The organism is Rhizobium sp. 9140, assembly GCF_900067135.1.
Taxonomy (GTDB): domain Bacteria; phylum Pseudomonadota; class Alphaproteobacteria; order Rhizobiales; family Rhizobiaceae; genus Ferranicluibacter.
In genome coordinates, this window is record NZ_FJUR01000002.1 from 789506 (window position 1) to 802050 (window position 12545).

13 protein-coding genes and 1 pseudogene are annotated in these 12545 nt (G+C 63.1%); 5 read left to right on the forward strand and 9 right to left on the reverse strand.

Annotated elements, in window-relative coordinates; genetic code table 11:
* Window positions 1-2 precede the first annotated feature (2 nt).
* Complete coding sequence (locus GA0004734_RS21000) at window positions 3-521, reverse strand: Dps family protein (protein WP_092938253.1); 519 nt, start codon at window positions 519-521, stop codon at window positions 3-5.
* A 275-nt stretch (window positions 522-796) separates the two neighbouring features.
* Between GA0004734_RS21000 and GA0004734_RS21005 the strand changes: the two genes are divergently transcribed.
* The 5 genes and pseudogenes from GA0004734_RS21005 to GA0004734_RS26500 form a co-directional block, all read left to right on the forward strand.
* The gene (locus GA0004734_RS21005; protein WP_245292604.1) at window positions 797-2398 is read left to right on the forward strand and encodes a sensor histidine kinase; all 1602 of its coding nucleotides are present in this window, start codon (window positions 797-799) and stop codon (window positions 2396-2398) included.
* Window positions 2391-3026: a response regulator transcription factor gene (locus GA0004734_RS21010; protein WP_092937629.1), complete on the forward strand. Its 636-nt coding sequence runs from the start codon at window positions 2391-2393 to the stop codon at window positions 3024-3026. The genes GA0004734_RS21005 and GA0004734_RS21010 overlap by 8 nt, the downstream gene beginning before the upstream one ends.
* A 93-nt stretch (window positions 3027-3119) precedes the next feature.
* Window positions 3120-3491 carry a response regulator transcription factor gene (locus GA0004734_RS21015; RefSeq protein WP_092937631.1) on the forward strand — a complete coding sequence of 124 codons (372 nt, stop codon included), beginning with the start codon at window positions 3120-3122 and terminating at the stop codon, window positions 3489-3491.
* A 38-nt stretch (window positions 3492-3529) separates the two neighbouring features.
* The gene (locus GA0004734_RS21020; RefSeq protein ID WP_092938257.1) at window positions 3530-3835 is read left to right on the forward strand and encodes a UBP-type zinc finger domain-containing protein; all 306 of its coding nucleotides are present in this window, start codon (window positions 3530-3532) and stop codon (window positions 3833-3835) included.
* Between the two features lie 393 nt (window positions 3836-4228).
* Window positions 4229-4424: pseudogene (locus tag GA0004734_RS26500) on the forward strand (ABC transporter ATP-binding protein); the annotation flags it as partial.
* Between the two features lie 16 nt (window positions 4425-4440).
* Here the strand turns inward: GA0004734_RS26500 and GA0004734_RS21035 are convergent.
* The 8 genes from GA0004734_RS21035 to coxB all read right to left on the reverse strand — a co-directional run bounded on the left by GA0004734_RS21035 (window position 4441) and on the right by coxB (window position 12457).
* The gene (locus tag GA0004734_RS21035; protein WP_092937633.1) at window positions 4441-4866 is read right to left on the reverse strand and encodes a thiol-disulfide oxidoreductase DCC family protein; all 426 of its coding nucleotides are present in this window, start codon (window positions 4864-4866) and stop codon (window positions 4441-4443) included.
* A 79-nt stretch (window positions 4867-4945) separates the two neighbouring features.
* Window positions 4946-6313: an SDR family oxidoreductase gene (locus GA0004734_RS21040; RefSeq protein WP_092937635.1), complete on the reverse strand. Its 1368-nt coding sequence runs from the start codon at window positions 6311-6313 to the stop codon at window positions 4946-4948.
* The gene (locus GA0004734_RS21045; protein ID WP_092938259.1) at window positions 6310-6780 is read right to left on the reverse strand and encodes a DUF2269 family protein; all 471 of its coding nucleotides are present in this window, start codon (window positions 6778-6780) and stop codon (window positions 6310-6312) included. The genes GA0004734_RS21040 and GA0004734_RS21045 overlap by 4 nt, the downstream gene beginning before the upstream one ends.
* A 192-nt stretch (window positions 6781-6972) precedes the next feature.
* Window positions 6973-8022: a c-type cytochrome gene (locus GA0004734_RS21050; RefSeq protein ID WP_092937637.1), complete on the reverse strand. Its 1050-nt coding sequence runs from the start codon at window positions 8020-8022 to the stop codon at window positions 6973-6975.
* Window positions 8016-8678 (reverse strand): cytochrome c oxidase assembly protein, encoded by a 663-nt coding sequence (locus tag GA0004734_RS21055; RefSeq protein ID WP_092937639.1) that lies wholly within the window; start codon window positions 8676-8678, stop codon window positions 8016-8018. Before GA0004734_RS21055 ends, GA0004734_RS21050 begins: the two co-directional genes overlap by 7 nt.
* The gene (locus tag GA0004734_RS21060; protein WP_092937641.1) at window positions 8675-9052 is read right to left on the reverse strand and encodes a hypothetical protein; all 378 of its coding nucleotides are present in this window, start codon (window positions 9050-9052) and stop codon (window positions 8675-8677) included. The genes GA0004734_RS21055 and GA0004734_RS21060 overlap by 4 nt, the downstream gene beginning before the upstream one ends.
* Before the next feature lie 4 nt (window positions 9053-9056).
* Window positions 9057-11576, reverse strand: coding sequence for a cytochrome c oxidase subunit I (ctaD, locus tag GA0004734_RS21065; RefSeq protein WP_092937643.1), 2520 nt, complete (start codon window positions 11574-11576; stop codon window positions 9057-9059).
* Entirely contained in the window at window positions 11573-12457 is an 885-nt protein-coding gene (coxB, locus tag GA0004734_RS21070) for a cytochrome c oxidase subunit II (RefSeq protein ID WP_280949521.1), read from the reverse strand. Before coxB ends, ctaD begins: the two co-directional genes overlap by 4 nt.
* Window positions 12458-12545 lie beyond the last annotated feature (88 nt).

Genomic DNA, 12545 nt, shown 5'->3' on the forward strand with positions numbered 1-12545 from the left:
GCTTACGCGGCGCCACGGGTGCTTTCGAACAGGAACCAGGCGCGGCGTTCCGCCTCGTCGACCCAGTTCTCGATCAGGCTGGCGGTGGCGATGTCGCCATGTTCGTCGCACAGCGCGTGCGTCGCCTTCAGCAGCGACACCAGCGTAATGTTGTCCTCGCGAAGTTCGGCCAGCATATCGGCCGGTGTGACGAAATCCGCGTCATTGTCGAGAAGGCGCTGGACGCGGGAGATGTGGCCGACGGAGCGGATGGTCGTGCCACCGATCTTGCGGACCCGTTCGGCGATATCGTCCGTGATCGCAAGAATCTGCTCGCCTTGCTCGTCGAGCATCAGGTGGTAGTCGCGAAAGTGCGGGCCGCTCATGTGCCAATGGAAGTTCTTGATCTTGAGGTAGAGCGCGAAGACATCGGCGAGAAGGGCCGTGAGGGCGCCGGAAATGTCGGCCGTCGCATTGGTGCCAAGCCCGGTCGGCGTTGCGAGCGGGGCCTTGCGATGCGTCTCGGCGATGATGCGGTCCATGATGGTCTCCATTCAAGGGTTCAGCGGGTTGCTGGAGACGTTTCTAGATCAGGCGGGCGGCGCGCCATATCCAATGCTTGGCTAGTCGAACCCACACCATCGTATAGTTTCACACGGCTTACATTCGCGATAGCTCGCCCGCCGCCCGCTCGCCCTTCAGCGTCCCCGGCGTGCCACCCCATTTCTGGTGTTTAAGCGTCCGCCTTCGGTCAATGGACGCCATGATGTTTGCCTTTTCGGCATCGGGATGGCTTGATGCCGTTTTCGACACCAGCATGGAAGAAGCATTGCAGACGCACGGCCTTGTGAACCCGAAACGGCGCATGTCCGCTCGCCATGAGGGCGGCATCCTCTCGCTCGCCGCCCTCCTCGCAGCCACGGTTTTCTATCTCGATACGTTTACCGATATCCACAGCGCGCTCGCCACGCTCTATGTCATCACCGTGCTTCTGTCGGCGGAAACGCTGACGGAGAAGGGGACGCTGTTCCTGTCGGCGATCTGCGGCGGCCTTGCGATCTTTTCCTATCTGACGGCCCATGGTCTCCAGGCGGATCTCGCGGCGACCCTGCGACTGACCGTGGCGCTCCTGGCCCTTGCGATCACCTGCGCCCTCGTCATCCGAAACCAGCGGGCGCGCCTTCATCTGCTGCGGTCGAACGCCGATCTGCGCAGCAGCGAGGAGCGCTATCGCACCCTGTTCGAGCAGGGTCGGGTAGCCCTCTGGGAGCGCGATTATTCCAAAGTTCGAGAGATGCTGATGCGGTTGCGGGAGGATGGGGTCCGTGACCTCCGTGCCTATGCAAGGGAGCATCCGGCCTTCATCGAAACCTGCATCGCCTGCGTGCCCACGATTGCCGCTAATGCCGCGGCCCTCGAACTTCTCGGCAATGTCGATCCCAAAGTGCGGGCCGGCGACCTACGGGCGATCCGCCGCTATATTGCCCAGGACGATACGACGTTCCTCGATCTTCTGGTCGCGATCTTCGAGGAGAGGCGGCATTTCGAAGGCAGAGGCGCAATCATCACCGCCGATGGCACGAGCAAGCTGGTCCTGCTCACCGTCGGCTTTCCCCGGGATGCGGCCGATTTCAACCGGGTGGTCGTGGGCATGTTCGATATTACCGAGCGCGAGAAGGCGCAGAAGGCGCTGTTCGACGCGCAGGCGGAGCTGGCGCTCGCCTCCCGCGCCGCCACCATCGGCGCCTTGTCGGCATCGCTTGCCCATGAGCTCAACCAGCCGCTCGGCGCCGTCATCGTCAATGCGCAGACACTCCTGCGGTGGCTCGACCGCGATCCCCCGGATCTGGCTGCGGTGTTCCGGTCCGCCGAGCGCATCGTTCGCGACAGCCAGCGCGCGAGCGACATCATCCAGAGCACCCGGTCGATGCTCGGCAACCGCACCCCCGCCTTCGAGCGAGTGTTGCTGCCCGATCTCGTTCTGGAGACGCGGACCCTGCTGGACAACGAGATCGCAAGGGCCAGGACCATCCTCGACGTGGATGCGAAGGCGGCCACGCCCGTGGTTCGCGCGGCTCGCATCGAGTTGCAACAGGTCCTGATCAACCTCATCACCAATTCGCTGCACGCGATGGCGGCGACCCCGGAAGCGGAGCGGCGGATATGGGTGACGATCGACGCTACGGACGCTGCCGGCGCGGTCGTCAGGGTGCGCGACAACGGCCCCGGCCTCAGCCCGGAGGTCTTCAAGAACCTGTTCAAACCCTTCTGCACCACCAAGGAGACCGGTCTCGGCATCGGGCTTGCGATCTGCCGAAGCATGCTGGAGGTGCGCGGCGGAACCTTGACCGCCAGCAACTACCCGGATGGGGGCGCCCTGTTCGAGATGACCATACCCATCGAGGCACATCATGATTGATGCGAGAAAACCGGCACCCGACGCTGACATGCCCGTCGTCTACATCGTCGATGACGATCCGTCGATCCGCGAGGCGCTGGTCGATCTCTTCCTGTCTGTGCGCACGGGCGCCAAGGCCTTCGAGAGCGCCCGGCAACTGCTCGACACGGCCGATCTGGAACGGCCTGGCTGCATTCTTCTCGATGTGAGACTTCCCGGCGCCAACGGGCTCGACCTGCAGGCGCATCTGGAGAAGCTGGGTAACCGCATGCCGATCATTTTCATGACCGGGCATGGCGACATACCGATGACGGTGCGCGCCATGAAGGCAGGCGCCGTCGACTTCCTCGCCAAGCCGTTCCGCGATCAGGATATTCTCGATGCGGTCTCGCTGGCGCTTCAGAGGGATCGCGAGCAGCGAGAGCAATCCGCCGCCAACGGCGCCGTTGCCGATCTGGCAAAGACCCTCACCCGCCGCGAACACGAGGTCATGGCCGCCGTCGTAAAAGGCCTCATGAACAAGCAGATCGCCTTCAATCTCGGGATCAGCGAAATCACCGTCAAGCTGCACCGGGGCAATGTCATGCGGAAAATGGAAGCGCGCTCGGTCGCCGAACTGGTGCGCAAGGCCGAGTTGCTGGGACTGTAGCAAAAGGCGGAAACCTAGACCCTTGTATGGTTCAACGGGCGCCTCCGAGAGCGCATAAGAGCCGTTAAGAAACTCACGCAAGGCGTCAGCACAGTGTCCACCACACCGGTCATAGCCATCGTCGACGACGATCCGTCGATCCGCGAAGCCCTTGACGATCTCGTCCTGTCCTGCGGCTATCGCAGCCGGCTGTTCCCGTCCGCGGAGGCCTTTCTGGCCGATACGGATCGCGCTGCTATCGATTGCATGCTCGTGGATGTCGCCATGCCCGGCTTAAGCGGCATTGAGCTGCAGGCGGCTCTCAACGCGACCCCGGCCGACAAGCCGCCGATGATCTTCATGACCTCATACCGCGACGAGCGGACGCGGGCAGCGGCCATGGATGGCGGCGCTTACGCCTTTCTCGGCAAGCCGGTCGATTCCGACCAGCTCGTCCGCTGTCTCGAAGACGCGCTGAAACCCTGAAACATCGAAGATGACGAACAGCTCGAGGGAACGGAAAGATATCCTACCAATGCATCCACACGTCCACGATCGAAACCGTCGAGCCGCGCACGCTCGGTTGCGAGGAATGCCTGAAGACCGGACAGGTCTGGCTGCATCTGAGGCTCTGCCGCGAATGCGGTCATGTCGGCTGTTGCGATCAGTCTCCCGGCCGTCACACTACAGCCCATTTCCATGCGACCCGGCACCCCATCATCGAGGGTTATGACCCACCGGAAGGCCGGGGCTGGTGTTACGTGGACGAAATCATGGTGGACCTGCCGAACCAGACGCCGCAGCGAGGGCCGATCCCGCGTTACGATTGAACTGCGTCTTGGGGCACTTGTATGAATGTGCTTAGCAGCCATCAGATGGAGACGGCCAAACGCTTTGCCAGCGGCGAGCCGAAGCGTTTCAAACCCGGTGACGTCGTCTACAAAATGGGTGACCACGCCGCTCCGGCGTGGCTTAAGCTCGAAGGCTCCATGGACGTCTTTCGCCAAGAAGGCCTGTCGCACGAGGCGCCGATCACCGCCCATGAGGTGGGTCAGCTCTCGGGCGAGGTCGATCAAATTTCAGGGCGTCCAACGCTCGCCGGCGCCCGCGCTGGAGCGGCAGGCAATAAGCCATCGCGCTTCGATGCCGCCCACTTGCGGGCGCTGGTGATCGGCTCTGCCGATGTTGGCGAGCTCATCATGCGGTCCTTCTTCCTTCGTTTCGACAATGAATCGGAGGCCGGGATCAGGAAAAGCTTAAACGGGTCATGGCTGGAAAGACGGTCATTTCCATCACACATTGCCTCTCCTCCGTCGCAATGATGGACGGATCGTTGTTCTCGATCAGGGCCACATCGTGGAGGAAGGCAAGCCAGAGAAATTGATAAGGCAAGGCGACCTGTTTGCCTGTCTTTGGTAACGTCAGACGGCTGGCTTCAGAGAATCCGGTCCCTGTAGTGTTTCGGGGCTATCCAGCACGTATCGCGCCGGCCGAAGACGCGGTAGCGATGACGCGCAACGAAGCGGTAGACGGGATCGCGCAGGGCGGCAGGGACGATCCGGAACACCCGGACGACGGACCAGGGAAAGCCGAGCGTCTCGTAAATGCTGAGGACCGCATCGCTGTCCCGCCGCATCCGGTCTCCATCCACAACGAGCAGGCTTGCGGGATCCGCCGGATCCATTCCGTGCCTGCGATACAAGGATTTCCCGATCTCGCTCTGCATGGAAGCCAACCGGAACACGGCCTTGCGGTCTCGTTCAAGAACGAACTGGGCGTTCGCCGAGCACAAGACGCATTCGGCATCAAACAGAATGATGGGACCGGTGGGAAGCGTCGCTAAATCAGGTGTCGGTATCATGTCAGATGTATAGTCGATGTCGATGACCGCTGAGAAGTGCCTTCCGACATATGAATCGCTTTGCCTGCCGCAAGATTTGCTACCGCTCCTCAAGTACAGCCAGCCCGACCATCATCAGGATGATCGACGGGCCTGTCTTGACGAGGGCACCAAGCGGTTCGATCCACATATCGGGGGTGATGAGGGCAGCAGAGATCATGTAAAAGAGGGAGAGCCCGATCCCTGCGAGGAGGCCAAGACGACATGTTCGGCGATGGAGGATCGCAAGACCGATCGAGATGTCCATCAAGCTGGTGACGATCGTGATCGCCTTTGCCAAGGGTTCGGCGAAGCCGTGATCTGTGAGAATACGCGTCGCCGCATCGAAAGCGACCGTCAGGGCGATGCCGCCAGAGACGACCCAGAATACCACGAGAACGCCGACGATCATCGCCTTGAGCATGTAAAGGCGGGCAAACCAGCGCTCCTGCACGGTCGCTGCCGTCATCGCGAGCGTGCGAGGCCCCGAGAGCGGCTCGAGGCCCGTTTCCCGGCGCCATGTTGCAGGATCGCCGGTGACGCCGCGTGCCATCTCCACAAGCGCTGTCGAGCGGACGGGAGGACGCCACCCGAGCCAGGAGACCAGGTCGCCAGCCCGGCTTGCAGTCGTGAGCATCCAGCTCGGCACTCGGATCCGTCGTTTCGGCCCGGCAAGGCGGCGCGCCAGCCCCGCGAGCACGCTACCGACCGTCGAAGTCTCCGTTTCCATGATGTCCCAGTGGGACTGCCACGCGCGCCGGCCTCTTGTCCACTCCGCCAGCACGACCTCCACCGTGCGGCCGATATCGCGAGCATCCGTCACGGCGAAGGGGCGGGATGCGAGGGCCTCCGGCAGATCGAACGGGAGAACCGCCAGGGCGCGCATCAGGGCGCTACCGCCGTAGGCTGCCTCTGCGTGAACAAAGCCCGGGTGCAGGATGATAAAGGGCAGGCCGGACCCAGCGATGGTCGCTTCCGCCGCCCGCTTTTCCCGGCTGAAATCCGTCAGATCGTCCCCCCCTTCTCCGGGGATCGAGACATGAACGAGAAGCCGGGGATCCCGGCCCGGCGGCCCATCTCTGTTGCCTTCGCCGGTCTCGTCCCGCAGGATGTCGACGAGCGTGGCAACGAAATCCCGGTTGGCCCGCGCGGCCGGCGAACCCGGCGCATCCTGAAGCGCACCGATACAATTGACGATGACGTCGGCCTGCAGTTTTGAGATCGCCGCCTGTAAAGCCGGTCTCTCCGCATCGACGAGAGGCATTTGAACGGCCAGACCGTCCCAGGCGGCATTCTGCACGGGCGTGAAGCGCCGGGCGACGGGAACGACCTGATGGCCTTGCGCCAGAAGGTATCCGCAGATCGCCTCACCGATCAGACCGGAGGCGCCGAGAACGGCGACAATGGGGGCGCGGGGTAGCTGGGTCATAGTCCGGGCTTTGCAATCATGAGCCAGAGGATGGCCATCACGGAGCCGAAGCCCGGAAAGCCGAACAGAAACCAGATGCGGTAGAAACGGTGATAAGCCGGGGAAAGCGCTGTTCCAGCACGGGCGGACTCCAGAGCGAGGTCACGCATGCGCGTCTGTATCCAGACAACAGGCAACCAGAAGGCGCCGGCCACCCCGTAGAGCAGGAGTGCCACCCCGAGCCAGCCTTCCCAAAGGGGAACGTCCATCAGATCCGCCAGGAGATAGCCGGTGATCGGCTGAACGACCACCGCGCTGGCGGTAAAGACCATATCCGCCACGACCACCACTCCCGCCGTCTTCGCCACAAATCCGGCATCCCCGGAGCGGTGGGCCATCAGCATGAAGAAGGCGATGCCCGTTCCCGTCCCCAGAAGAACGATCGCACCGAGGACATGCAGATATTTGAGAAGGAGATAGTCCAATATAGCCTGCCAGGATCCTGCCCGACCCAGGGATATCGCGGGTCCACGCACGATCCTGCTTAAACCGTCAGGTTGTGCAATGTAAATCCACAGCGGGACAAGAGCCTGGGTCGAAGCGGCTGCACGCGCGCCCAGGCGGAAGGTCATTGATCCGATGCCACTGATCGTCCGATTTTCGGGCTGGAAGGAAAAGAACTAGCGGCTGGAGAAATAAGCAGCGAGTGCTTCGATGTCGCGCTCCTCAAGATTCTCGGCAGCCGGAATCATCAGGTGTGCATAGGCACCCCCGCCGCGGGTTCCAGCGGCGAACAGGCGCAGCTGGCTTTCAAGATAAGGCGCGCTCTGTCCGGACAGCACGGGAAAGGCAGGGTTTCCGTCGCCCTTGTCGTGACAGGTGAGACAGGCGGGGATACGGCGGCCAGCATCGCCCGCTTCGGCAAGGCGGCGGCCATGATCGAGGCGTTCGGGTTTGCTTTGCGCAGGTGGTGACATTCGGCGCGCCTGAGCGGCGTAACGGCGGGCGAGATCGGGAAAACTGTCGGGCTCCAGCCCGCTGATGGCCACCTGCATCACGCCGCTCGGCCGCGCTCCAGCGGCGTAGGCGCGCAGACTCTCCAGCAAATAGGCCTCGGACTGACCGGCAAGGATGGGGATCAGGCTGTGCCCGTCGAGCCGCGTTTCCGCGTGGCAGCTGTCGCAGGCAAGGGCGGGTGGCTGGAGGGTGCCGATCTCGACCGGAGTGGCGAGGCCCGACAATTGCAGATAGGTCTGGCCGTCCATTTCCGGCAATTGCCGAAGGAAGGCGACCATCGCCCAGACCTCGTCCTCCCGGTCGCGCGCTGGCCAATAGGGCATTCCGGTAAAACGCACGCCATGCTGGACGATCTCGAACAGCTGAGCGTCGGTCCAGGTCGGCACAACCTCCTTCAGATCCGGCGGCGGCGGCAGCATGGCAAGGGCGGCTCCCGACCTCTTCTGCACGGGTGAGCCGTGGCAGAGCGCGCACCCAGTCTCGAAATGGCCGGCAGCGAGCGGCAGCATGGCGGCATCGCTAAGAGGCGGGGTGGTGGTATCGAGAGCCGCCGTTCGTACCGAATTGCGCATGACCCAGTGCAAAAACCAGTCGGTCGTCGCCCAGTGCCCGCCGCTCGCGCCGACCGGAATGATCCCCAGCCACGCAACCATCAGGCCGAGAACAGGCAAGGCGACCAGGGCCGCCAGGAGATGACGCCAGCGGATCAGCATTGCGCGTTCTCCGCCTTCAAAGGCCCGTCGTCCCGCAGGATACCGGAAAGGAGCGCCACGCCACCGATGAGATAGGACGCCGCACCGATAGCCAGCATGACCACGCCACCCAGTTGCTGGTCGGTTCCGCCGGTCAAGGGAATGCCAAAGCAGGTCACGTCGCCGTCCCCGTAGAGCGGGCGGGGGCTGAGCGCAAGCAGAACGCCGAGCAGGGTCATGTGCATGGAGGTGAACAAAAGCCCGATCGCACCGGCAAGCCGCCGGCCCGTCCTTCCATCTGCCGCGCCGCCGAGACAGGTGAGCCAGAGAAGAAGGCCACCGGCGAGAAAGGTCGCCTGCTCGAAAAGACCGAGAAAGGGTGCGGCTTCCACCGCGCCGCGCATGGCCGGCACATGCCAGATCCAGACGATAACGAGTTCGATCAGCGAGGCGAGCAGCGGTCCGAGCCACGGCAGGTGCCGCGTGAGATCGGCTCGGCTTCCCGAAAGCACTGTGGCTACGAGTGGCGCCGCAATGGCAACGATGGCCATGTGGACAACCATATGGGCCGTGAAGGACCGCTCGCCCCAACTCAGCGCGATGGCCGCGAGAATAGCGATAAGCACACCGATCCCTGCTGCCAGCGATGCATTTTTCCGTGTCCCCACTCGGCTCATGACTGGCAGGCTCCGATGAAGAGGAGCGGGACCGAGACGTAGAGAACGGCGACGAAGGAGAGACCCGCAAGCAGGAGGGTGGCAAAGCCCTGGAACTTCCGGCGATCCTCGTCGGTCGGCGCATCATGCGGCGGACCGTCGGTGCCAAAGCTCCATTGCCGCCAAGCCAGCCAGGCGGACAGCACGATGACGCCTAGCGCGACGACTGTCACGCCACCGAGCGCCAGCCGCACGGTATCGAAAGAAAGAGCAAGCGCACCCTGCGTGGCGCAAAAGACCGCGAAGGCGACATAACACATCAGGAAATGCAGTGCCCAGACGATCGGCGCCGTGAACAGCGTCCAGAAGGTCTCGATCTCGCGCAGCCATTTCATCGGGTCACCTCAGCAGCGGAAACAGGCCGATCACGGCAAAGGACGTGACGGCGGTTATGACCATGAAGTGCCAGTAGAGCACGACATTGACGAGATCCATGTCGTAGCGTGCCGTCATACGGCCCGACATGCTGCGCGCCAGGCAGTACAGCTGCATGATCACCGCGACCGCGCCATGGACGACGGTCCAGATGGCGACGACCCAGACGATGGCGGGATAGACGAACAGCGTGGGGTCCATCGAATACAGGTAAGGACCGGCAAGGCCCGCGCCGCAGCCGGCGATGGTGAGAACTGTGGAGAAGATGAGCACGCCCTGCGTCGCGCGGATGCGGTTCGCCTTGTTGAGCGAGCGTGCGGCCAGCATGAGAAGCCAGGCTGCAACGAAGAGCGACAGCGCCGTTATCGGCCAGAACGCGCCGGGTCCGGCATGTCCGCCGGTGAAATCCTCGTGGATGGTCCAGTAGAAGAAATAGCCGAAGATGAGGCTGGCATAGGCCGTGCCGTCGCCGACCATGGTGATGAACATCGCCCACCACCCGACCGAAGCCGGGCCGGACGCATAGACCGGCAGTTTCAGCCCGAGGCCGACATCGTAATCCTGCGTCTCGGGAATTTTCGCCGTGCCGGTCCAGAGCCAGTAGAGGATGGCGCAGAGCGTAACAATGGCGCAGGCAATCGTGATCCACCACCAGTGGAAGGTGAGCGCGATGAACGCGCCGCCGAGTGCGGCGGCCGCGACCATCGTGACGATCGAGGTGCCGCCGACGCGCAGGCACTGGACGGGCCGCGCGTCGAGGACGGTGGTGACCAGCGTCTCGCGTTCCCCCATCGGGCTATCCGGCAGATAGTAGCGGCCGGCCTTGATATTGGCGATCAGGTCCGGCTGGTCCCAGGCGGGATAGCGGCTGGTGATGATCGGCACCGATCGCACGCCCCAGCTTTCCTCCGGCTCCGAGATGAATTCCAGCGTACCGGCGTTCCACGGATTCTGTTCGCAGCGCGGCTGTTTCCCTTTCGGACGCACGACGTCGATCACCACCACACCGACGCCGAATGCAAAGACGAAGGCGCCGATGGTGGAGATCATGTTGAACCAGTCCCAGCCGATATCGGCCGGATAGGTGAAGACGCGGCGTGGCATGCCGCGCAGGCCGGAAAAATGCATGGGGAAGAAGGCCACGTTGAAGCCGACGAACATCAGCCAGAAAGCGACCTTGCCGAAACGGTCGGACAACTTTTTTCCGTCGAGCAGCGGATAGTAGTAATAGATGCCGGCAACGACCGGAAAGAGCATGCCGCCGATCAGCACGTAATGCAGGTGGGCGACGATGAAATAGGTGTCGTGCGCCTGCCAGTCGAAGGGCACGAGCGCGACCATGACGCCGGTAAGGCCGCCGATCACGAAGATGGCGAGCCCGCCGGCGCCGAACAGCATCGGCACGGAAAAGATCACCCGGCCGGCCAGCATGGTGGCGATGAACACGAAGATCTGCACACCGGTCGGGATCGCCACGGCTTCCGATGCCGCCGAGAAAAAGGCGAGCGACATCTGCGGCAGGCCGGTCGCAAACATATGATGCACCCAGAGCCCAAAACTCAGGAACCCGGTGCCGACGGCGGCAAGCACGATCCAGGAATAGCCGACGATGGGGCGTTGCGAAAAGGTCGGCACCACCATGGCCATGATCGCGATGGCCGGCAGGAAGATGATATAGACTTCCGGATGGCCGAAGATCCAGAACAGGTGCTGCCAGAGGAGCGGATCGCCGCCGCGTGCCGCATCGAAGAACGGCCAGTCGAACATCCGCTCCATCTCGAACAGGATATCACCTGCAATCAGCGGCGGGAAGGCGAAGAGGATCATGCCGGCGACGATGAGCAGGTACCAGGCAAAGAGCGGCATCATGTTGATGCGCATGCCGGGCGCGCGGCATTTCATGATGCCGACGATGAGTTCGACCGCAGCCGCGATGGAGGCGACTTCGATGAAGGAGAGGCCGAGCAGCCAGATATCCGCGCCGATGCCGGAATATTCCTTGTCGGTGGCGAGCGGCGGATACATGAACCAGCCCGTATTGGGCGCGGCATTGAAGAAGATCGACCCGCAGACGAACACGCCACCGATGGCAAAGCTCCAGAAGCCGAAAGCCGACAGGCGCGGAAAGGGAAGCTCCCGCGTGCCCAGCATGGACGGCAGAAGATAGACCGCAATGGCCTCGAAGATCGGCACCGCGAACAGGAACATCATGATCGTTCCGTGCAGGGTGAAGGCTTGGTTGAAGAGATCCGCGGAGATGAAGCTGTTGTCGGGAACCGCGAGTTGCACGCGCACCATCAGGCCGAGCAGGCCCGCAAACAGCATGAAGATGAAGGCGGCGGCCCCGTACCAGAGGCCAATTTCCGTATTGTTGACCGATGTCCAGTAACGCCAGCCTGACGGTGTCGTCCAGACCTTCCGCAGCCGCTCCTCCTGGCCCGCGCGCTCCTCGTCGGTAAAGGTCGGCAGATCGGTCGCGCTCATTTCAGCCCTCCGAGCCAGGCGGAGATCGCCTCGATATCACCGTCCGGCAGCATGCCAAAGGCTGGCATCTTCACGCCGGGCTTGATGGAGGCGGGGTCGCGGATAAAACGGACCATGGCGTCCGGCGTGTTCGAGAGCGTGCCAGCGGCCAGCGTCTGGCGTTCGCCGAGGGCCGTCAGATCCGGACCAATGCGCCCAATGGCCGGCGTACCGGCAACAGCGTGGCAGGCCGCGCAACCATGCCGGAAGAACAACTCGTGCCCGGACGTCTTTTGCGGAGCGACCGGTGCCTGCGCCCTTGCCGCCCGCCAAGCCAAGTAGTCCGCCTCCTCCATCACCACGACGGAAAAGGCCATCAGCGCATGCGACGTTCCACAGAATTCCGCGCAAGGGCCGCGATAAATGCCGGTTTTCGTCGGCTCAAGCGACAAGGTGTTATCGCGGCCGGGAATCATATCCATCTTGCCGCCGAGCGCGGGAATCCAGAAGGAGTGGATGACATCGGCAGCCTTCAGGCGAAAGGTCGTCCGGCGCCCGACAGGCAAGTGCAGTTCGTTGGCAGTCTCGAAGGCAGGTTTACCGGTCTGATCGAGATAGAGGATGCGCCACCAGAACTGCTCGCCGGTCACCTCGATCTCCGCCGTCCCGTCCATGGCGCCCGGGAGCCAGGGTCGCACTTGCGGCATCAGCCAGACGGCATAGGACAACAGAAGGAACAGCACGACCACCGGAAAGGCGACCCCACCCGATACGATCAGTCGGCTCGCTCCACGCACGGATATGGGTTTTGGGCGGGTACGGCCGGCATAGGCGAGAACACCGATGGTCAGTGCCCAGATGATGGCGCCGCCGATGACCATGACGATAAAGAGGTGGTGCACGGCGCTCGCTTCTACCCCGGCCGGATCGAGTGCAGACTGCGGGCCAGAACAACCCGAGAGGGCCAAGGTCGCGAAAGCGATCGTCGGC